18 protein-coding genes, 3 tRNA genes and 1 other RNA gene are annotated in these 20,795 nt (G+C 56.7%); 9 read left to right on the top strand and 13 right to left on the bottom strand.

The features are described from left to right. Together E3E28_RS05470 and E3E28_RS05465 are read left to right on the top strand one after the other, a co-directional pair. Complete coding sequence (locus E3E28_RS05470) at positions 1 to 909, top strand: MBL fold metallo-hydrolase (RefSeq protein WP_167914347.1); 909 nt, start codon at positions 1 to 3, stop codon at positions 907 to 909. Positions 910 to 962: 53 nt separating this feature from the next. Then, positions 963 to 2,135 (top strand): nicotinate phosphoribosyltransferase, encoded by a 1,173-nt coding sequence (locus tag E3E28_RS05465; RefSeq protein ID WP_167915232.1) that lies wholly within the window; start codon positions 963 to 965, stop codon positions 2,133 to 2,135. 68 nt (positions 2,136 to 2,203) lie between these two features. Here the strand turns inward: E3E28_RS05465 and E3E28_RS05460 are convergent, their stop codons facing one another. The 3 genes from E3E28_RS05460 to E3E28_RS05450 form a co-directional block, all read right to left on the bottom strand. After that, the gene (locus tag E3E28_RS05460) at positions 2,204 to 2,407 is read right to left on the bottom strand and encodes a ferredoxin (protein ID WP_167914346.1); all 204 of its coding nucleotides are present in this window, start codon (positions 2,405 to 2,407) and stop codon (positions 2,204 to 2,206) included. A gap of 131 nt (positions 2,408 to 2,538) precedes the next feature. After that, complete coding sequence (locus E3E28_RS05455; RefSeq protein ID WP_167915231.1) at positions 2,539 to 3,069, bottom strand: metal-sulfur cluster assembly factor; 531 nt, start codon at positions 3,067 to 3,069, stop codon at positions 2,539 to 2,541. 60 nt (positions 3,070 to 3,129) lie between these two features. Beyond that, complete coding sequence (locus E3E28_RS05450) at positions 3,130 to 3,867, bottom strand: ATPase (RefSeq protein ID WP_167914345.1); 738 nt, start codon at positions 3,865 to 3,867, stop codon at positions 3,130 to 3,132. A 103-nt stretch (positions 3,868 to 3,970) separates the two neighbouring features. Here E3E28_RS05450 and bpsA point away from each other — a divergent pair, with 103 nt between their 5' ends. Together bpsA and E3E28_RS05440 are read left to right on the top strand one after the other, a co-directional pair. After that, the gene (gene bpsA / locus E3E28_RS05445; protein ID WP_167914344.1) at positions 3,971 to 5,026 is read left to right on the top strand and encodes a N(4)-bis(aminopropyl)spermidine synthase; all 1,056 of its coding nucleotides are present in this window, start codon (positions 3,971 to 3,973) and stop codon (positions 5,024 to 5,026) included. After that, positions 5,023 to 5,700 carry a nucleotidyltransferase domain-containing protein gene (locus tag E3E28_RS05440; protein WP_167914343.1) on the top strand — a complete coding sequence of 226 codons (678 nt, stop codon included), beginning with the start codon at positions 5,023 to 5,025 and terminating at the stop codon, positions 5,698 to 5,700. The genes bpsA and E3E28_RS05440 overlap by 4 nt, the downstream gene beginning before the upstream one ends. Here E3E28_RS05440 and E3E28_RS05435 read toward each other — a convergent pair. From E3E28_RS05435 to E3E28_RS05420, 4 genes are all read right to left on the bottom strand, one after another. Beyond that, positions 5,686 to 7,443 (bottom strand): prenyltransferase/squalene oxidase repeat-containing protein, encoded by a 1,758-nt coding sequence (locus E3E28_RS05435; RefSeq protein WP_167914342.1) that lies wholly within the window; start codon positions 7,441 to 7,443, stop codon positions 5,686 to 5,688. The two genes, E3E28_RS05440 and E3E28_RS05435, sit on opposite strands and share 15 nt — an antisense overlap. Before the next feature lie 45 nt (positions 7,444 to 7,488). Continuing rightward, a complete protein-coding gene (locus E3E28_RS05430) occupies positions 7,489 to 9,528 on the bottom strand; it encodes a S8 family serine peptidase (protein WP_167914341.1) in 2,040 nt (679 codons plus the stop codon). Between the two features lie 274 nt (positions 9,529 to 9,802). Beyond that, on the bottom strand, positions 9,803 to 11,620 hold the full coding sequence (locus E3E28_RS05425; RefSeq protein ID WP_167914340.1) for an aldehyde ferredoxin oxidoreductase family protein: 1,818 nt from the start codon (positions 11,618 to 11,620) through the stop codon (positions 9,803 to 9,805). A 111-nt stretch (positions 11,621 to 11,731) separates the two neighbouring features. Further along, the gene (locus E3E28_RS05420; RefSeq protein ID WP_167915230.1) at positions 11,732 to 12,856 is read right to left on the bottom strand and encodes a tungsten cofactor oxidoreductase radical SAM maturase; all 1,125 of its coding nucleotides are present in this window, start codon (positions 12,854 to 12,856) and stop codon (positions 11,732 to 11,734) included. 108 nt (positions 12,857 to 12,964) lie between these two features. Here E3E28_RS05420 and E3E28_RS05415 point away from each other — a divergent pair. Next, positions 12,965 to 13,042, top strand: a tRNA-Lys gene (locus tag E3E28_RS05415). Positions 13,043 to 13,891: 849 nt separating this feature from the next. Here E3E28_RS05415 and E3E28_RS05410 read toward each other — a convergent pair. The 6 genes from E3E28_RS05410 to ffs all read right to left on the bottom strand — a co-directional run bounded on the left by E3E28_RS05410 (position 13,892) and on the right by ffs (position 17,296). Next, a tRNA-Gly gene (locus E3E28_RS05410) sits at positions 13,892 to 13,969 on the bottom strand. Positions 13,970 to 13,977: 8 nt separating this feature from the next. Then, positions 13,978 to 14,054: transfer RNA gene (locus E3E28_RS05405), tRNA-Phe, on the bottom strand. Between the two features lie 67 nt (positions 14,055 to 14,121). Next, complete coding sequence (gene queC, locus E3E28_RS05400) at positions 14,122 to 14,841, bottom strand: 7-cyano-7-deazaguanine synthase QueC (protein ID WP_167914339.1); 720 nt, start codon at positions 14,839 to 14,841, stop codon at positions 14,122 to 14,124. 155 nt (positions 14,842 to 14,996) lie between these two features. Beyond that, positions 14,997 to 15,902, bottom strand: coding sequence for a dihydroorotate dehydrogenase (locus E3E28_RS05395; protein WP_167914338.1), 906 nt, complete (start codon positions 15,900 to 15,902; stop codon positions 14,997 to 14,999). A 34-nt stretch (positions 15,903 to 15,936) separates the two neighbouring features. Then, positions 15,937 to 16,935 (bottom strand): pyridoxal-phosphate dependent enzyme, encoded by a 999-nt coding sequence (locus tag E3E28_RS05390; RefSeq protein ID WP_167915229.1) that lies wholly within the window; start codon positions 16,933 to 16,935, stop codon positions 15,937 to 15,939. A gap of 47 nt (positions 16,936 to 16,982) precedes the next feature. Continuing rightward, positions 16,983 to 17,296: signal recognition particle sRNA (gene ffs / locus E3E28_RS05385), an RNA gene on the bottom strand. A 122-nt stretch (positions 17,297 to 17,418) separates the two neighbouring features. Here ffs and E3E28_RS05380 point away from each other — a divergent pair. Genes E3E28_RS05380 through E3E28_RS05365 form a run of 4 tightly spaced genes read left to right on the top strand, consistent with a single transcriptional unit; the run spans position 17,419 to position 20,789 of the window. After that, on the top strand, positions 17,419 to 18,858 hold the full coding sequence (locus tag E3E28_RS05380) for an FAD-dependent oxidoreductase (RefSeq protein WP_167914337.1): 1,440 nt from the start codon (positions 17,419 to 17,421) through the stop codon (positions 18,856 to 18,858). After that, a complete protein-coding gene (locus E3E28_RS05375; protein ID WP_167914336.1) occupies positions 18,855 to 19,361 on the top strand; it encodes a 4Fe-4S dicluster domain-containing protein in 507 nt (168 codons plus the stop codon). Before E3E28_RS05380 ends, E3E28_RS05375 begins: the two co-directional genes overlap by 4 nt. Further along, positions 19,358 to 19,630: a (2Fe-2S)-binding protein gene (locus tag E3E28_RS05370; RefSeq protein ID WP_042691515.1), complete on the top strand. Its 273-nt coding sequence runs from the start codon at positions 19,358 to 19,360 to the stop codon at positions 19,628 to 19,630. The genes E3E28_RS05375 and E3E28_RS05370 overlap by 4 nt, the downstream gene beginning before the upstream one ends. Next, a complete protein-coding gene (locus tag E3E28_RS05365; protein WP_167914335.1) occupies positions 19,623 to 20,789 on the top strand; it encodes an FAD-binding oxidoreductase in 1,167 nt (388 codons plus the stop codon). The genes E3E28_RS05370 and E3E28_RS05365 overlap by 8 nt, the downstream gene beginning before the upstream one ends. Positions 20,790 to 20,795: the final 6 nt, after the last annotated feature.

Here is a 20,795-nt window from a genome sequence, read left to right as displayed (position 1 = left end):
ATGCGAATCGTCCCGCTCGCCTCTGAAAGCCTCGGTGTTAGGAGCCTGGCAACTTTCGTGGAAGCTGGAGGGATAAGAATTCTCATCGACCCCGGTGTCGCCCTCGGGCCGAAGCGCTACGGCCTCCCGCCGGCGAAAATCGAGCTCGAGACCCTTCAAAAGATGAGGCGGAAGATACAGGGCTACGCGAGAAAGGCCGATATCGTGACGATTTCCCACTACCACTACGACCACCATACCCCTTTCTTTGAGGGCCTCTACGAGAGTTCCAGCGAAGCCTTTGCGAGGGAAATCTACGAGGGGAAGCAACTCTTCATAAAGCACCCCACCGAGAACATCAACTTCAGCCAGAGGAAGCGGGCCTGGGCCTTCCTCAAGAAGGCGGAGCCGATGGCGAAGAGGGTTGAGTTCGCGGACGGGAGGAGCTTCGACCTCGGCGGTGTTACACTGGAGTTCTCCCCGGCCGTTCCGCACGGTAGCGAGGGTTCAAGGCTTGGCTTCGTGGTCATGGTTCTCATAGACGACGGAACCCGGTTAATCCACGCCAGCGACATACAGCTCCTGAACCGGCAGGCAGTCGAGTGGATAATCGAGAAGAACCCCGACGTTCTCATAACCGGCGGACCACCGACTTACCTCGGGAAGCGCGCCGAAGGGAGCTGGGAAACGGGAATTAAAAACCTCAACGAGATAATCCGCGAAACGAACGCCGAGGTAATCCTCGACCACCACATCGTCAGGGACAAGCGATATGGGGAGTTCTTCGACGAGCTTGAGAAGAGGCCGAAAACCTTCGCCGGCTTCCTGAAGGTCGAGGACAGGCCTTTGGAGGCCTACAGGCGGGAGCTCCACAAAATCGAGAGGGGCGAAAAGGCGGAGGTTCCCTTTTCAATCTCCCGAATCTCCTGATAAGGGAAAATCTTAAACTTCCATTTTTACATAGTCCAAATCAGGTGGTCGACATGAGGGACTTCTACATCGCCCACGAGGAGGATATAAAGGCCGGGAGGACGACGGACGTTTACTTTATCAGGACGAGGAAAATACTGACCGAGAAGGGAATCCACAGGAAAGTCTTCGCGGACGTTACAACGACTTCCCTTCCCAACGGATGGAAGTGGGGTGTTTTAGCTGGAATCGAAGAGGTAGCAAAGCTCCTCGAAGGTTTACCGGTGAACGTCTACGCGATGAGAGAAGGAACCATATTCCACCCTTACGAGCCAGTTCTCCAGATTGAAGGTTTCTATGAGGAGTTTGGAATCTACGAGACGGCATTGCTTGGAATGCTCAGCCAGGCGAGCGGAATAGCGACCGCCTCTTTGAGGGTCAAGATTGCCGCGAACTTCAAGCCGGTTTACTCCTTCGGGATAAGGCACATGCATCCGGCCATAGCGCCGATGATTGACCGCTCGGCCTTCATAGGTGGTTGCGACGGCGTGAGCGGTGTTCTTGGGGCTGAGATGATAGGGGAGAAGCCCGTTGGAACCATGCCTCACGCGCTTATTTTGACGGTCGGTGACCAGGTGAAGGCCTGGAAGTACTTCGACGAGGTTGTCGAGCCTGAAGTTCCGAGAACCGCTCTGGTTGACACGCTCTGCGACGAGAAGTTCGAGGCGCTGATGGCGGCCGAGGCTCTGGGCGAGAGGTTGACCGCAGTAAGGCTCGACACGCCGGGCTCGAGGAGGGGCAACTTCAGGAAGATAATCGAAGAGGTCCGCTGGGAGCTGAACTTGAGGGGCTACGACTGGGTGAAGATTTTCGTGAGCGGTGGGCTGAACGAGGAGAGCATAAGAGAGATAGTGGACGTTGCAGACGCCTTCGGCGTCGGCTCGGCCATAGCGAGCTCAAAGCCGATAGACTTCTCGCTCGACATCGTTGAGGTTGAAGGGAAGCCGATAACGAAGCGCGGGAAGCTGAGCGGGCGCAAACAGGTCTACCGCTGTGAGAACGGCCACTACCACCGCGTTCCTGCCGATAAAAAGCTCGAACGCTGTCCCGTCTGCGGAGCTAAGGTAGAACCACTCCTACAGCCCCTCATCGAGAACGGCGAGATAGTGGCCGAGCTCCCGAAGGCGAGGGAGATAAGGGAGTACGTCCTCGAGCAGGCCGAGAAGTTCAAGCTGAGCCTTGAATGAGCTCTTCTTTAGCTTTGTTTTTTAACTATCTGCAGAAAAGACCGACAAGGAATAGGAAAGAGAGGCCTTCAGGCCTCCTCAATGCTGATAGCGCTAACAGGGCAGGCCTCCATGGCCTCCTGAGCGCAGTTGTAGAGGTTCTCGTCCTCAATAACCTCGACAACCGGAACAGCCTTGCCCTCGTCGTTCATCTCGAAGACGTCCGGGCAGAGGCTAGCACAGATGGCGTCACCAATGCAGGTGTCCTGGTCGACGGTAACCTTCCACGCCATGGCACATCACCGGGCTTAAGTGGGCTCGGACGAATATAAACTTTTCGTTCCTAAAACCGGCGGTTTGAAACGATAGTCTGTGGAAAGGAAACCAGAAGAAAGCGAGGATGAACAAGAAAAGGCAGGATGGGTCAGTAAAGGCCCAGCCTCTTCTTGTACTCAGGGCTGATTCTGTCGGGTGTCCAGGGCGGGTCGAAGGTGAGCTCAATCTCGGCGTCTTTAACGCCCGGAATCTCAAGGATTTTGTCCTCCACTGCACGGAGAATCCACATGGTAAGCGGACAGCCTGGAGTTGTCATCGTCATCTTGACGTATACCGTGTTGTCAGGGTTGACCTTGAGGTCGTAGATGAGGCCGAGGTTAACGACGTCGATGCCAATCTCGGGGTCTATGACCTCCTTGAGCTTCTCAAGTATCATCTCCTCGGTTATCTTGACGTCCCCGGCTTCCTTCACTTCCCTCTCGCGGTTGATGGTTATCAGTCCGATACCCTCAAGCTTTCCGAGCTCGGAGTGGAGCTTTATGAGAACGTTATCGATGTCGGGCGTGTCCTTGGCGAGCGTTACGGTGACGTTCCCCTTCTCGTCAACCTCGATTGAGCGAATGAACTTCTCGTCAACGACGGATTTTACGACCTTTTCAACCTCTTCCTTCGTAACCATACTCACCACCGCTCCAACTTAAGAACTACACATTTAAACCTTTTGGGTCAAAGTTGGGAACTAACGGAGGAGAACGTCCTTCATCAGCTCGACGGCCATTTCCGGACTCAAAGCCCTTGCGCGCGTCTCCCTCAGAACTCTCTGAAGGGCCAAACGCTTCGTTGAAGGGGCTCGCCTGAAGAGCTCCCACAGGAGGGGACAGCCGAAGCTTAACTTGTATTCTCCGCCGATTATCCCGATAATCTCCCCCTTGTCGAGGGCGAGAAAGGCAGGAAAGTTGAGGATAACGATGCCGTCCTTCTCGTAAATCGAAATCAGACCCGAGCTGAGCATGTCGCCCGTTGCGAGGATTCCAATGCCAAGCTCCCTCGCCTTCCGTTCAACGGCTTCCATAACCATCGAGTGACAGCGACCGCATATCGGCGCGCCCTTTTCGATGAGGTCCCTCATCGTCTCCTCGTAACCAGGCACATCGACGAGTAAGGCCTTCTCTGAGCGGACCTTTTCGAGGGTTTTCTCACCCATCTGGGGCAGTCTCGCGGTTATTGGGACGACGTCAAAGCCTGCCCAGCGGAGGATTTTCAGCGTTGCGGTGCTGTCGGAGCCGGCGGAGAAGGCAACCGCTATCTTAACGCCCGTCGGCGTTCTTTTGAACTCCCTCCCTTCGAGGCGGAAGAGGAGGAGCTTCCTTAGCCGGGAATACGCGCTCTCACCTATCGCTCCCCTCACGCGCTCGAGGGCTTCAAGGTTGTAGCGGAGGCGGTAGCGTTTGACGGGGTCTTGAGTGGGAGTGAGCATGGAGAATGGTGGAGGTTTCTCTTTAAAAGCACTCGGGAAAACCTTAAAAGAGGCCTTACCCAACCCCGTTCACGAACCAAAAATGCTTCTGGAGGGATTCGAGATGAGGGAGATAATCGAGAGGGTTAAGGCCAGAACGAGCATTCCCGTTTACGAGAGGACGATAGAGAACGTTCTTTCGGCGATTCAGGCCAGCAGTGACGTGTGGCGCATCGTTGACCTCAGCGAGGAACCGCTCCCGCTCGTCGTGGCGGTTCTTGAGGCGCTCCACGAGCTCGGCCACATCGCCTTTGAGGGTTCGAACGTCATCCTCACCGAGAGCGGTAAACAGCTTGTCGAGAAGTACGGAATCGGGCCAAGGAGGGACTACACCTGCTCCCACTGCCAGGGCAGAACCGTTGAGCTTTCCGCCTTCAGCGACCTGCTCGAGCAGTTCAAGGAGATAGTCAAAGACCGCCCACAGCCGAAGCACGACTTCGACCAGGCATACGTTACGCCCGAAACCACCGTTGCCAGGGTTGCCCTCATGCACAGCAGGGGCGACCTCGAGAACAAAGAAGTTTTCGTCCTCGGTGACGATGACCTAACCAGCATCGCCCTGATGCTCAGCGGTCTGCCCAAGAGGATAGCGGTCCTCGACATCGACGAGAGGCTCATGAAGTTCATCGAGAAGACCGCCGACGAGCTCGGCTACTCCGACATCGAGATATTCACCTTCGACCTTCGCGAGCCCCTCCCGGACTACGCGCTCCACAAGTTCGACACCTTCATTACCGACCCGCCCGAGACCGTTCCGGCCATAAGGGCCTTCGTCGGCAGGGGAATCGCAACGCTGAAGGGTCCGGGTTGCGCCGGCTACTTCGGCATAACGAGGCGCGAGAGCTCCCTCGACAAGTGGCGCGAGATTCAGAGGCTCCTCCTCAACGAGTTCGGCGTCGTCATAACCGACATCATCAGGAACTTCAACGAGTACGTCAACTGGGGCTATGAAGAGGAGACGCGCGCCTGGAAGCTCCTCCCGGTCAAGGTCAAGCCGTCCTACAACTGGTACAAGAGCTACATGTTCAGGATTCAGACGCTTGAAGGCTCGAAGGGCTTCGAGGAGAAAATAGAAGTTGGCGACGAGCTCTACAACGACGAGGAAGCCTCGACCACATGAGGGTTGAAAGGCTCGCGGACTGCCTACGGAGAAAGCTTGGCCGGGTTCTCGGCCTCCACTCACTTATTCTCTACGGTTCCCTCGTCAGGGGCGATTTCATTCCAGGAACGAGCGACGTGGATTTCTTCGCGGTTCTTGAAGATGGAACGAACCCGGAGGAGGTTTTGAAAGAGCTAACTCCCGTTCTTGAGGAGTGTTCGGCTTTTCTCAACCCCGTTGAGGTTGATGTCGCCTGGGAGTGGGCATCGAACCTGAGCGACCCGCTCGGGAAAGGCTACCCCTACAAGTTCCTGACGGTCTATCAGCGGGATTTCAGAGAAAATCACGTTGTCCTGCTCGGGGAGGACGTAACTGACATTATTCCAGAGTATGCCCTGACCGAACTTCTCCCTGAAAGGCTCGAAGGGATAATGAGAAACCTCGGGCGCTTTGGGGGAAACAAAAAGATGCTCCACATCCTCGCCGGAGAAACTGCCAGGCTGATGGCGGTCCTCAACGGCTCGAGCCTGAGGAAGGACGACGTTCTCGCGACCCTTCGGAGGATTGGCGACGAAGAGGCACTCAGAATATACCGCGCCTACCTCGACGGCAGAAAAACGCCCTTCACAGAAGAGTTTTTGACGGAGTTCATAAGGAAAAGGGTGGAGGAGCTGAGGGCTTCACTTCTTCCGTGACTTCCGGCCCTTTGAGTTCCTCCTCAAGAGCGCCACGAGTCCGAGGAGCAGGAGAACCACTATGGCAACTATGTAGCCGAGGTATATTCCGCTTACTCCACTTGCACTCGTTGTTGTGAGCTCCGGGAGGGGCTTCTTCCAGACATCAGTGGCCTTAAAGCCGTTCACCGCCCTTGCGGTCACGATTAGGGGGTGCTTGGTCGGGTACACCATGACGTAGCCGTCGAGACCGTTCGTGCACATTCTTCCGGTGGTGTTCCCGTACAGCGTCCCGTCCTTAATCAGGTAGAAAGTGGCGTTCTCGAGGGTAACGGTGGTGCCGTTTACCGTGGGCTCGGGTATATCGGCGTAGAAGAACTCACGGAGGAAGCTGTATCCCCTCTCATAGGCCGTTGTGTTGGAGAGACCCGTCGCGAGGAGGGCCTTTAGAACCTCGGCGGTGCTCTTGACGTTGTCCGGTGAGCCGGCGGTGTAACCCCAAGCACCATCGGGATTCTGGCGCTTTTTGAGTATATCGAAGGTCTCCTGGAAGGCCTTGGTGTAGTTGAAGCGGTGGAACACCCTGAGGGCGTAGGCGTAGTAGTAGTTGGGATACCTGTCGGTCAGGTTGGACTCAAGCCAGTCGAGGACGGGGGTGTAGTTGAGGCTCACGTTCAGGCTCGAGAGGACCCAGACCACGTAGGCGGTGTTGTAGAAGTTGCCCCAGTGATGATTGCTCTCGTTCTTCAGGAGGTAGTTCACCTCGCGGTCGTAGGGCTTTCCGAGGAGGTGGTTAATCCTCGCTATCTCCGCCACCATCCAGGGCTTGAGCTTCTCAAGCTGGAAGTTCGAGAGGTCAACGGTGCGGTTGCACTCGAGGTAGTACTTGGCCAAGACGACGGCCTCCCACTCGAACTTGGGCTTTACCTTGAGCATGTACGGGCATGCAACGGGCTTTAAATCCGAAAAGCCGGGAAGCTGGGCGGTCTCGAGCAGGTCGGGGGGCTGGTACTTCAGCGTCCCCCAGAAACCGAAGTGGACGGATTTAATCAGCTCATCGGCGTACTTTCTATCGCCGGTCGCGTAGAGGAGGAGCGCCAGGGACGCGGGGTCGTCGAGGTCGGAACTTATTTGAACGTTCTTTCCGGTGAGGTATGAGATTGCGAAGGCCTTGTAGAGGGCATCAACGCCCGTAGCCTCAACGCTCTTGAGCTTATCAAGGTCTCCAAATGCCATGTAGCCGAATATCTTATCCATCGTCGTCTGAGGCTGGTGGGTCTGGAGGTAGTAGAGACCGTTGTTTATCGCCTTGTCAACGGGAATCCAGGAGTACTTGAAGTCCTTGTACTCCTTCAGTGCAATCACCGCAAGGGCTGTATCGGTGTAGTCCCCGAATGAACCATCATCCTTCTGTTTGTATAGCAACCAGTAAACGCCCGCGTGAATGGTCCTGTTGAACAGGCCCCTCGCTATCGACTCACCGCGCATGAGGGCCATAAGAGCGAGTGCCGTGTACTTAGCCTGGGGAGCCATGCCGTAGCGGTAGGCCCAGGCTCCATCTGGAGTCTTGAGCCTCATAAGCCAGGTGTCGGCTTCGAGAACGTACTGGTAATCGTGGGACTTGTAGAGGGCTATCGCCGCCAAAGCCGTCGCGGGTATGGTGGGCGTGTAAACGTACGGGACTTCCCTCGCCTGAACCCCGTGAACAGATGCCAGCGGAAGGACGAGGAGAATCGCCAGGAGAACCGCTGATGCTTTCTTCATTTCAACACCTCCAAGGGAAAAGAAAGAAGAGGGGTTAAAAAGGCTTCATCCGTAGTATATCTTTACCTGCAGGAAGTAGTTGGCGGACCAGTAGTAGGTGTCGTAGGCGTAGACCACGAAGTACCAGGTTCCTGCCTGCGGGTTGTCGTAGCTCACGTACTCGTTCGAGCCGGATGAGGTCGAGCTGGTGACGAGGTTCTGGTTGGGGTCGTAGAGGTAGAGGTCGAGGTCGTCGTAGCTGTTTCCGTAGAGGTAGCCCTCAATCTTGGTGGCACCGCTGTCGACGGTAACGGTGTCAACGACGTAGTCGTGGTAGCTGACGCTTCCGGTGAAGTTCTTAACGACGACGGTCGGGGTCGGGGCCGGAGCGGGCTGGGTGGTGTTGGTCTCGTTGGTCGGAGTGCTCGGGGTGCTCGGCTCGCTCGGGGTGGTGGTAGTGCCCTCGCTGACGGTTCCGCCCTCGTCGAGTATCTCAAGGTTGTAGTTGGCGCTACCCGAGTAGCTCACGATAAGGAAGTACCAGGTTCCCGGAGTGGGGTTCCTGTAGGCAACCTTCTCGAAGCCGTAGTAGCCGGTGTTGGAGTAGTCAACGAGCTGGCCGTTCGGGTCGTACATGTAGAGGTCGAGGTCGGCCTGCGGGTTGTCCCAGGTGAGGAGCGCCGCTATCCTGGTGGTTCCACTGCTAACGGTAACCTCCTTGGTGACGTTCTGCTTGTCGGCGAGGTAACCGGTGATGACAACCTTGGAGTCCTGGTCGTACTTGAGGGCCTCGTAGACGTTTATCCTGCCCGCACCGTAGGCGATTCCAGCGATGGCGCTCGCGTTGACGACGTCGGCGGTTATCTCGAGGACGTGCTTAATCTTGTCCGGGGTCCAGTCGGGGTGAGCCTCCCTGAGGAGGGCAACGGCACCGCTGACGTGCGGGGTGGCCATTGAAGTTCCGGGGGCGGCGACGTAGTACTGGCCAACGAGCTGGTCGGTGAGCTGAGTGCCAGCGGCCCTGTCGGAGATAATCCAGTTACCTGGAGCGACAACCTCGGGCTTGAGCCTGCCGTCCGCGGTCGGGCCCCTGCTGGAGAAGCTGGTGATGACGTCGTTCTTGTCAACGGCACCGACGGTGATGACGTCCGGGGCGGCGGCGGGTGAGCCTATGGTGTAGGTGTCCGGTCCGCTGTTTCCAGCGGCAACACAGACGACTATTCCGGCCTCCCAGGCCTTGTCAACTTCCTGGCTGAGGGCGTCGGTTCCGTCGGAGCTCTGGCTTGAGCCGAGCGAGAGGTTGATGACGCTTATGTTGTACTCGTCCTTGTGCTGGATGACCCAGTCAACACCGGCTATGATGGTCGAGATTGAACCGCTACCGTCGGCACCAAGGACCTTAACGCCGACGAGCTTGGCGCCGGGAGCAACACCCTTGTACTGGCCGTTGCTGGCGGCACCGGTGCTGGCTATGATTCCGGCGACGTGGGTTCCGTGACCGTTGTCATCGTAGGGGGTGGTCTTGTTGTTCACGAAGTCCTTCCAGCCGATGACCTTGCCCTGGAGGTCCGGGTGGGAACCGTCTATACCGGTATCGATAACGGCGACAACAACGCCACTTCCATCGTAACCGACGTTCCAGACCTCGGGCGCGGAAATCTGGGCGGTTGACTCGTCAAGGCCCTCAAGGTCGACCTGAACCTGGACCTTGTAGTCGTCCTGGATGAACTGGATTCCCTGAACATCGAGTCCGTTGATAACACCGGCGTCTGAGAGGCCGGCAAGGACGAGAAGGTACTTGACCGGAATCTTAACGGCCACGGCCGGGATGGCGTGGTAGTCGTACTTTATCTTGGCACCAAGGAACTTGAGTATCGGCATCGCCTTATTCTTATCTGCCTGGCTGTTGAACATTATGATTGTGCTTATCTCAGTGTTCGGGTTCATTCCCTGGACTTTCTGGAACAGCTTTGGCGTGAGCAGTCCGTAGTTCTTCGGACCATGGGTCGCAACGTTGGCATGACCGCCGACAGAGGCAGCCGCTGCGAAACCAAAGGTCATACCTACAATCAATATTGCCAACAGGAGTGCCTTTGCCTCCTTCATACGCTACACCTCCATGTACAGCATGCCCCCCATATGGGCATCTTAGACATTGTATGGTCTTTGGTTAAAAACTTTGCGCAACAATATACTTTTCGTATCAGTACATTGGCTCAATGTACATGTATTTGGCACACTATCCCAAAAACGCATAACAAAATGCACGGTATAACCGATGAATATTCTACAAAATCAACTCAGATTCACGCCAAAAGAAACAACACGCAGACGTGCATAGTAATCAAGATAAAAAAGAATATGTAACAGGTTGAAAAAATTACAACCCTTCCAATCCGAGCTCCTTGAGTTTCTCCTCTGGTATCTTGCCGTCCTCGGTCCAACCACGGAACTTGTAGTACCTTGGAAGCATGAGGTGGAGCCTGACGACGTGGCCCTTGTTCGGTCCATTCTTGACAGGTTCCTCGAGGAGCCTCTTCGGCAGGGTATCCTCCTTGAGCGGGTCGAGACCGGCGCGGAGGTTGAAGAGCCTCTCGGCGTTCCAGATGCGCTCGCCTATCTTCATGTACTCCTCGGTCGAGAGGTCCCAGCCGAGGGCCGCGTTCAGCATGTCGCGGTAGTCGTCGGCACCGAGACCGAAGGTCGTGAAGACACACAGTCCAGCGGCGTCGATGAGCGCCGTGAGGTCCTGGAACGTGATGACCATCTTGACCTTCTCGTCGCTTATGTCGTGCGGGTCCATCTTGTATGGGTAGCCGAGAATCTCGGGGCTAATCATGTACTGCTTGATGTGACAGCCACCGCGGTTGTTGGTGGCGTAACCGAGGCCGTGACCCTCAGCTCCACGCGGGTCGTAGGCTGGAAGCTCCTGCTTCTTGACGCCCATGAAGTACTCGACGCCGTTGTACATCTCGGCCAGGCGGTAGCCACCTTCAGCAAGCTTGTCACCGAAGCCCTCGCGCTTGGCAATCTTCTCGATGTAGTAGTGGAGCACTTCGGTGTTGCCCCACCTGAAGGGCGGAGCGTCCTCGCCGAGGTCCTCCTGCTTGAGCAGACCCTTCTCGTAGAGCTCCATGGCAGTTGCCAAAGTTCCACCGAGGCTTATGGTGTCCATACCGTACTCATCGGCGAGGTGGTTGGCCTCGATGATGCTCGCGAGGTCGTTTATGCCGTTGTGAGCTCCCAAAGCCCAGATGCTCTCGTACTCCGGTCCCTCGGTGATGCCGAGCGTTGGAAGCCGGTTAACCCTTCCACATCCAATTGGACAGGCGTAACAGGGCTTGTTCCTGACGAGGTACTTGGCGGCCATAGCTTCACCGCTCTGCTCCTCCGCGTACTCGAACTGGCTGTACTGGAAGTTCCTCGTTGGGTAAAGGCCGTTCTGGTTGATTATGTTAACGAGAACTGCCGTTCCGTACTTGGGAAGTCCACCGCCGGCAGTCGGGTCGTTCCTGAGCTTGTCGGTCTTCTCCTTGACTACCGATGTGAACTTCGCCCTGTCTGCAACTTCAACGCGCTTGTGGCCTCTGACCACTATCGCTTTAAGCTTCTTGCTTCCCATAACCGCTCCAACACCGCCCCTACCCGCGGCGCGGTGCTCGTCGTTCATAATGGCCGCGAAGCGGACGAGGTTCTCACCAGCGGGTCCGATGAGTGCAACCCTTATGCGCTTGTCCCCTATCTCCTCCTTGAGGGCCTCCTCGGTCTCGGTTGAGGTCTTGCCCCAGAGGTGGCTCGCGTCCCTAAGCTCAACGCTCTCGTCGTTTATGTACAGATAAACCGGGTGGTCTGAAGCGCCCTCGACTATTATCGCGTCCCAGCCCGCGAACTTGAGCTCCGCTCCGAAGAAGCCACCGGAGTTTGCCATTGCAATGTAGCCGGTCAGCGGGCTCTTGGTTATCACCATGTACCTTCCGCCCGTTGGAGCGGTGGTTCCGGTCAGCGGACCGGTGGCAAAAATCATCTTGTTCTCCGGACTCAGCGGGTCAACGGTCGGGTCCATCTCCTTGAGGAGGTAGTATATGCCGAATCCCCTCGTGCCAAGCCACTTCTTGGCAAACTTCTCGTCGAAGTGCTCTTCCTTTATTGAACCGTCCGTAAGGTTCACTCTCAGAATCTTACCCCAGTAGGCGTACATACTTCGATGCCTCCAGCTGTTGTGCGAATCATTTTTGTACATTGATGCTAATAAACTTGACGAAAGCAAAAAAAGGGAACAAGAATGAACATTGAAAGCACATCTGTTTAACTACCAGAAGCCCTTCATGCCCTTCTCCGGAATCGGGCAGAGAACTATGCGCCTCGACCACAGGCAGTCGGCACAGCTCGGCGTGTTGCCCCAGCAGTCGTAGTTCGTATCCTGCACAAAGGAGCAGGACTCGTTCAGCGGGCAGTCGGTACAGCTCGGGTAGAGGGAGTTCTTGACAACGTAGCGGAACCAGCTGTATTCCCTGCTCGTCCATATCTCCGCCAGGCTCTTCTCGCGGACGTTGCCAAAGGAGTGCGCGTAGACCTTCTTCTCCCTGCCGAGGACTATCTCGGGGTAGGTGTGCAGGAAGCGGTAGCAGGGAGCAACTTCGCCGTCCCACCTAACGACCGCCACCTTCTTGTCAACGAACTCGCACTTTCTCTCTGTTCTCAGGGAGAACTCCGCTATCTTGTGAAGGTAGCCGTGGTAAATCGCCTCAAGCTTGTCCACGATGGGCTTCATGTCAACGGAACCGTCGTAGACTATCAGCTCCGCGTGCTCCTTGGTGATTGGAATCAGGTTCGAGATGAGCAAAGTGTCAACGCCGAGAGAACCAACGTAGTGCGCTATCTCCGGCAGTTCCTTGTAGTTCTCCTTGGTTGCAACCACCTCGACGCCGATGTGGGGAACGTCGCTTCCGAGCCTCTTCTTTACCTCCTGAATCTTCCTTATGCGCGAGCTGGTGTAGTCGGGCTTTATGTGGCCGATGTCAACCGGCTGAGTCGGCACGGAGTCAATGGAGAAGTATATGAGGTCGAGACCGAGCTTTACAAGTTCTTCGATGCGCCTGTCGGTGAGAAGGAATCCGTTGGTGCTTATTCCAAGGGCAAAACCGCGCTTCTTAACTTCCCTCGCCATGTCCATGAAGCGCGGGTGAACGGTCGGTTCGCCGATTCCACCGAAGTAAACCATCTCCAGCTCTGGAAGCTCTTCGGCGTCATCGAGAATCTTGAGGAACAGCTCCCAATCCATGTCGCCCTCGGGGTCGTCCCAGTACTGCTTGAAGCACATCTCACAGCGAAGGTTACAGCGGTTGGTTATCTCTATGTAGAGGTAGTGGATGTCCGGCTTCTTGGGGATAAGAACCTTGTAGTCCGACAAATCGAAAAGGTGGTGGTCCTCCATATTCGACACCTAAGGGAGGGGTTAAACGGAACCGCTTATAACGGTTGGTGGGCAGAAATGGGTAAGGAGCAAAGCTTATAAGGGCTCCCCCTGTTATCCCGTCGGGATGGGCCGGTAGCTCAGCCTGGTTAGAGCGCGGGGCTTTTAACCCCGTGGCCGCGGGTTCGAATCCCGCCCGGCCCGCCATAGAAACCTTGCCGGGCAAAGTTTCATCAAAGTTGGTAGCTCCTTCTGGAAAGCTATTTTGAGTGATTTTCTTATTGAATGGCCACTTTGAGAGTGAGAACTTTTCAAATTGCCCCTTGGTTATGGGTTTACATTTAAAATCGACGCCCGAAGAGCGTCAAGAAGAGGGCAAACCCTCCTGTAGGGTGCTGTTTTTGTGGTCTCCAGTTGGAAAGAGCGATTTTGTGAGTAAAATCGATTTTATTGGGGTCCTCAACGAGGAGCTACTAACTTTTGGTGAAGCTTTTTCCAAAAGCTTCAGCGCTGGCGGAAGGTTAAGTGCATTTTTTAAAATGCAAGTTTTAGGGGGTTTCTACTGGATTTGCTCCATCTGTGAGTGTTTCACTTGGAGAAGGCGCCCGAAGGGCGCCGATATGAAGTTGAAACTAATCAGAGAGTTTGATTTTAGTACTAAACCCCCTGTGAATTGCCCTTGGGTAGTGCACTGCTGACTTTTTGCCCTTTGGGGAGAAAGGGCGCTCTTTTCGCCAGCCTTTCTTAACGGCTGTGGGCAAAGTTTCATCAAAGTTCGTGATTCTCTTTGAAATGCTGTTCGTTGAGTAGATTTCTGCTCGAGTAGCCCTTTTTGGGGGTGGGTCATTTTGGGACAAAAAGCCCACGGGAAAAGCGAGGCCCTCAAACGAGATTCGGCTGATTACTGGCGTAAGAAACGGGTTCACCTTTACTTGTACGAGGGTTTGGTCGGGGAAGTTCGCAGTAGAGGCTACAACTTGTCGCAGGTGGTGAACATGATTCTCGCGGCAATTGTCTCACAAGAAGACGCTATCTCAAAGCTCCAAAAGCAGATTGTGGTGCGGTGGCCGGGATTTGAACCCGGGTCACCGGCTTGGAAGGCCGGTGTCCTAGACCAGGCTAGACTACCACCGCACAGAAAGTGGTGGGGCGAGGGGGATTTGAACCCCCGACACCCGGATCTTCAGTCCGGCGCTCTCCCAGGCTGAGCTACCGCCCCACGCCCAAAGATAAGGGCAAGGAAGAGATTTATAAATCTTGCGGTGGCAAATGAACAGAGGTGGACATCAAATCTTCGGCTCCACCGCGTAAACGGTCCTGTCCTCCCCTATGCCCTCGATGAGACCGCGGTGCCTCCGGACACAGCTCTCACATTCACCGCAGTGTATCGGCTTCCCGTCCTCTGTGAAGCCCTTCGGCATGTAGCAGGAGTTTGAGTACTCGTACTTCGCGCCGAGCTCCTTAAGGAGCTTTGCTATACCTTTTTTGTCAAGGTTTATGAGCGGGGCAACGACTTTCACCTCGGCCATCGTCCCATACTTTAGCATCTCGTTCATCTTCTCAACGAACTCGGGCGTGTTGTCCGGGAAAGTGGCACCTTCCTCCGCGTTGAAGCCGACGATTATGTCCCCTCCGCCGAGAGCATCGAGCAGTGAAGCCGCGACCGCTATCAAAACCACGTTACGAGCCGGAACCCAGACGCTTTTGGCCGTCTCCTTTGCCCTCTCAAAGTCCTCGAGCTCCTCTGCGGTTACCTTCGGCGTCTCCCCGCCGACGAGCGTCGTTCCGCAAAGCTTTGAGAACTCCTCGAGGAAGTCAAGGCGAACTATCTTCAGCGGGACGTTCAGCTCCTTCGAGAAGAACTCCGCGACTTTGTTAGTAACGCGCTCCTCGTTGCTCCCGTAGTTGATGACGAGCATTATGACCTCGTCGTAGTTCTTCTTCGCCCAGTAGAGGCAGGCCGTTGAATCGAGTCCACCGGAAAACAGCACCACCGCGCGCTTCATCTTTCTCACCCAGCTCAAATCCAATTTTGAAGGCTTAAAGTTTTCCGGAAGTTCGATGTCACTTGTAGCCTCATTGAGAGCCTCTTCCGTGGCTTTTTCTATTTCTTCAGGATTCAAATCTCTGCCCAACGAGAGCGTTTTCCACTCCTTCATAATTACTCCTCCAGCGCCAGGCCAACTATCTCCTCCACGCTCGAAAAGCCCTCGCTTTCGAGGTAGGCTTCGATGCCCTCGTTGATTTCCCTGAATACTCTCCAGCCCCTGAGTGAGACCGCCGTTCCAATCTGAAGCGCCGAAGCTCCGGCCAGGAGAAACTCAACGGCGTCCTGCCACGTGGTTATTCCGCCGATGCCTACCACCGGAACCTCAAGAACCCTCGCAAGGTCATAGACAGCCCTGAGCGCGACTGGCTTAACGCCGGGCCCGGAGTAGCCTCCAACGCGGTTGCTGAGGACTGGTTTCCTCGCGTAGATGTCAATGGCAACGGCCTTGAGAGTGTTTATCGCCGAGACGGCATCTGCACCGGCCTTCTCAGCCGCCAAGCCGAGCTTCGTGATGTCGTCGATGTTCGGCGTCAGCTTCGCGATAACCGGCCTGTCCGTCGCGTCCTTGACGGCCTTCACAACCTCGTAGACGTTCTCCGGGTTCTGACCGATTTCCATACCGTAGCCCTTCGCGTGGGGGCAGCTGAGGTTCAGCTCGAAGGCATCCGCCACATCGCTCAGCTTTTGGGCTAAGAAGGCGAACTCCTCCGGCGTTCCGCCGAAAATCGAGACTATCAGCGGGAAGTCGAAGGTGTAACCCTCAACCATCTCAAGGAAGCCCTTCCAGCCGGGGTTTGGGAGGCCCATCGCGTTTATCAAGCCGTAAGGAAGCTCGACGATTGTGGGGTTGTCGTAACCTTTCCTCGGCTCGATTCCGATTGATTTCGTAACGACTCCTCCGGCACCTTCCTCGTGCGCTCGAATCCACTGCTCTGGAACTTTGTCGTTGATTCCAGATGCGAGAATGAGCGGGTTCTCGAACCTTATTTCGAAGAGCTCGACCTCAAGGCTCGCCATCTTGACACCTCAAAGGCAAAAAGAGGGAGGAACTTTAAGCCTTTTGGATTAGTTCCAGCATCTCTTCGCCGTAGTGGAAGACGCCCGGGAAGCCACCGGTGTGGATGAAGAGCACCGTTTCGCCGAGTTCTCCCCTCTCGGCCAGCTCCATGAGACCGTAGAAGGCCTTTCCGGTGTAGACAGGGTCGAGGATTATCCCCTCGCTCGTGCCGACGAACCTTATTAGCTCGGCGACCTCCTTCACTATCTTTCCATATGCCCCGAAGCCGTAGTCGTGGATTTCTGGCTCTGGAACTTCAACGGTAACGCCCATCAGCTCCGACGCCTGAAGGGCGAGGCTTTTAACGCGCTCTCCAAGGCCTTCAACGAAGCCACCGACGTCCATACCGACGACCTTCCATGGGGCCTTCACGAGGGCCGAGCCAAGGAGCAGGCCCGCCAGAGTTCCCCCACTGCCGACGGCGTCAACGACCGAGTCGAACTCAACGCCGAGCCTCTTCATCTGGGCGTGGATTTCTCCAACGGCCCTCACGTAACCGAGCGTTCCAACGGGAGAGGCTCCACCCGCTGGAATGAGGTAGGGTTTTCTGCCCTCCTTTTTCAGCTCTTCGGCGACCTTTTGAGCAATCGGCCACAGCTCGCTCGTCTTCTCGACGCTGTAGACCCTCGTCTCGATTCCCATGAGCCTGTCGAGGAGGTAGTTGCCCTTGAGCTGTTCCTTACCGCGAAGAACGAGAACGGCATCCAACCCGAGGCTTTTTGCAGCGAGAGCGGTAACGAACGCATGATTGGAGTGAACGGCACCGGTTGTTATGACCGTGTCGCAACCCCTGGCTATCGCATCGCCGAGGAGGAACTCAAGCTTCCTAACCTTGTTCCCGCCGATTCCGAAGCCGGTCAAGTCGTCGCGCTTGACGTAGACGTCAACCCCGAGCCTTTCGCTGACCTTCGGGAGGTACTGAATCGGGGTCTCCCACTTTATCAGCTCGACCCTGGGAAACCTCGCGAGAAGGGAACCTATCTTCGGGTGCATCGAAACCACCGTTAAGATTTGGATAGAACCGTTCAAAAGTTTAGCGACGGCGGGCGCGCCCGGGGGTGGGAACCCTCCGCCGCGCCCCTCCACCGGGGCTCCCTCACCCCCGCTACCCCGGGAGCGCCGAACGTCCCGCCTACCGCTGCTCCCTTCCGGGCCTGGCGGAGTTCGGCGGGCAAAGGGCGTTAGCCCGGCCCTCCAGCCGGACCTCGCCCACCGCCGGCCCCCCGGGACGAGGGCTCATCGTTGCACCCCGGCTTCGGGGCGCGGTTTTGGGAACCGCCCCCCGGGCTTCGGCCCCGGCATATCGGCGGTTTCCGGTTACAGGGGACGCCGAACCCCCCGGCCTAGCCCGCCGCCAACGTTAGTTCCAAGCCCGGATATATAAAGGTTTGGTAGCTCGAAAACCAAAGGTTGCCCACCATCGGGTTGAAAAATTTTCATAAGCCCGTGGGAGCATTCGCTCATAGGTGACGCTTAATGCGCCTCAATGAACATCCTGTTCTCAGGTTTGAACGCGGTAGAGAAGTTACAATATACTTCGAAGGAAAACCTATCAGGGCCTACGAGGGCGAGACGATAGCAACAGCTTTACACGCCTCGGGAATTAGGGTCCTCAACTACTCCCCGAACGAAAAGCGCCCGAGGGGCCTCTTCTGCGCCATCGGCAAGTGTTCCTCCTGCCTGATGGTCGTCAACGGGATTCCAAACGTCAGGACGTGCATAACCCTCGTCGAGGACGGCATGAGGATAGAGCGCCAGCACGGAAGGTCCAGGCTCCCGACGAAGGCCAAGCCACCGGAATTCAAAGATGCGAAGGTCGTTAGGGCGGACATCATCGTGGTAGGTGGTGGTCCTGCGGGCCTGATGGCGGCAATCCACGCATCGAGGGCCGGAGCGAAGGTTGTTCTCATAGACGAGAACCACACCCTCGGTGGCCAGCTCGTCAAGCAGACCCACAAGTTCTTTGGAAAGCGCGAGCAGTTCGCGGGAGTCAGGGGAGTGGAAATCGCGAGAATCCTCGAGGAGGAGCTGAGGAAGAGTGAGAACGTCGAGGTCTTTCTCGAAACCTCTGCCGTCGGCATCTTCCAGGAGGACGAAGAGAAGCTCATCTTAGCCGTCAGAAAGGAGCGTGAGCTGATAGAGTTCCGGGGAAGGGCGGTTATCGTCGCCACCGGCGCGATGGAGAGGATGATTCCCTTCGAGAACAACGATTTACCCGGGGTTTACGGCGCCGGAGCAATCCAGACGCTCATGAACACCTACGGCGTCAAACCCGGAGACAGGGTTCTCATCGTTGGAGCGGGAAACGTGGGGCTTATCCTCGCCTACCAGCTCATTCAGGCCGGCGTCGAGGTGAAGGCGATAGTTGAGGCCATGCCCAAAGTCGGAGGCTACTTCGTCCACGCGGCGAAGGTCAGGCGCCTTGGAGTTCCGATACTCACGAGACACACCATCCTCCGCGCCGAAGGAAGGGAAAAGGTCGAGAGAGCCGTTGTGGCCCAGCTCGACGAGAACTGGAGGCCGATTCCGGGAACCGAGAAGACGTTCGAGGTCGACGTCATAGCGCTCGCCGTTGGCCTGAGGCCCAGCATCGAACTGCTCCACCAGGCCGGCTGTCAGATAAAGTACGTCCGCGAGCTGGGTGGCCACGTGGCGGTTCGCGACGAATGGATGGAAACGACCGTTCGGGGAATCTTCGTTGCGGGGGATTCGGCCGGGATTGAGGAGGCAACCACCGCGATGCTCGAGGGCAAGATAGCGGGAATAGCAGCAGCGCTGAGGCTCAGAATAGCGAACGAGAGCTGGGTTGAGGAGATAGAGAAGGCCCAGCGCGACCTCGACGAGTTCCGCTCCGGGCCCTTCGGCAGGCACGTGGCGGAGGGGATTAGGAAAATACTCGCGGAGGCGAGAGCATGAGCGAGGTACCGCCCTACCTTCAGAGGGGATACATAACCCCGGAGGAGCTGTTCTCGATAATTCCGAAGCCGAGCGAGGAGAGGCTCAGGAAGAGGCCCGTTGCAGTTCCCGAGTGCCCCCAGGAGATACCCTGCGCCCCGTGCAGGGAGATATGTCCGACGGGCGCGATAAACATGCCCACCCCGAACGACCTGCCGATTGTCGACTACGACAAGTGCATCGGTTGCTCCCTCTGCGTCCAAATCTGTCCAGGTCTGGCGTTTTTCATGGTGCACTACGTCGGCGACAAAGCGCGCATAACGATGCCCCACGAGCTTCTTCCAGTTCCGGAGCGGGGCGAGGAGGTCGTTCTCCTCAACAGAGTCGGCGAGCCGGTCGGAAAGGGGAAGGTAATCACCGTCGTCCCGAGGGAGAAGAGCAAGGGCGACACGCCGATACTCGTCGTCGAGGTGCCGATTGAGCTGGCCTGGGATGTTCGGGCGGTTAGGGTGGTGAGAGAATGACCGGGAAGAAAATCGTCTGCCGCTGTAACGACGTAACGGTTGAAGACGTCGAGAGGCTCATCGATTCCGGCGTCACGGACATCGAGGAAATTAAAAGGCTCCTCCGCGTCGGCATGGGGCCGTGCCAAGGGAGGACGTGCATTCCAATCGTAATCTCAATCCTCGCAAGGAAGACCGGGAAGAGGCCCGAGGAGATACCGCTCCCGAAGGCGAGGGTCCCGATTCGGCCGGTCCGCGTAGAGGTCATCGTGGGTGGTGCCGATGAGTAGAATCGCGGTAATCGGAGGCGGAATAATCGGGGTCGCCACGGCCTACGAGCTGGCCAAGCTCGGCGAGGAGGTTGTCCTCTTCGAGAAGAACTACTTCGGCTCAGGCTCCACCTTCCGCTGTGCCACTGGAATACGCGCCCAGTTCACAGACGAGGCCAACATCAGGCTCATGAAGCACTCGGTTGAGCGCTGGGAGAAACTCGAGGAGGAGCTTGAGGCGGATATAGGCTTCAACCAGACCGGCTACCTGTTCTTGGCGACGAGCGAAGAAGAAGTTGAGGCGTTCAAAGCCAACATAAAGTTGCAGAACCGCTTCGGCGTCCCGACGAGGCTCATCGACATGGATGAGGCGAAGGAGATAGTGCCCATCCTCAACACCGAGCCGTTTTTGGCGGGAGCGTGGAACCCGAAGGACGCCAAGGCGAATCCCTTCAAGACGCTCTTCGCCTATCTGCAGAAAGCGAGGGAGCTTGGCGTTGACGCGCGCGAGCACACAGAGGTCGTTGGATTTGAGCGCGAAGGAGAGACCATAATCGCCGTAAAGTTCAGGAGCAACGGGAAGGTTGAGAGCGTTAAGGTTGACGCGGTTCTAAATGCCTCCAACGCCTGGGCGCCCCTAATCAACGAGATGGCGGGCTTAAAGCGCGACCTCGTCCCGATTAAGGCCTACAAGCACCAGCTCGTCAAAACGGAACCGCTTGAGAGGGGACAGGCAGAGCCTTTGGTGTGCCCGCCAGCGTGGGAAGACGCCTACATAATTCAGGACGGCGAGGACGGCGGAATCATCTGCGGTGCTGGGATAGAGCACGAGGCGAAGAGTTTAGACGACGTTGAGCCGACCTACGACTTCCTGCGCGGGGTTCTCCGCTACGCCGTGAGAATCGCTCCCCCGCTCCGCTACGCCCACGTTGTGAGGCAGTGGGCCGGCTTCTACGCCAAAACTCCCGACAGCAACCCGGCAATCGGGAAGCTCCTCGAAAACTTCTACATCGCGGCGGGCTTCTCTGGACACGGCTTCATGATGGCACCGGCCGTTGCCCAGGCCATGGCCGAGCTAATCTCGAAGGGTCGTTCTAAGGTTTCCCTGAACTGGGAGTGGTACGACCCGTACAGATTCGAGCGCGGAGAGCTGAGAAGCTCAGCGTTCCAGATTGGGTGATTTTCA

It is taken from the genome of Thermococcus sp. 21S9 (assembly GCF_012027635.1).
Taxonomy (GTDB): domain Archaea; phylum Methanobacteriota_B; class Thermococci; order Thermococcales; family Thermococcaceae; genus Thermococcus.
The sequence above is the reverse complement of the archived record's forward strand: the minus strand, read 5'-3'. Positions and strand labels throughout refer to the sequence as shown.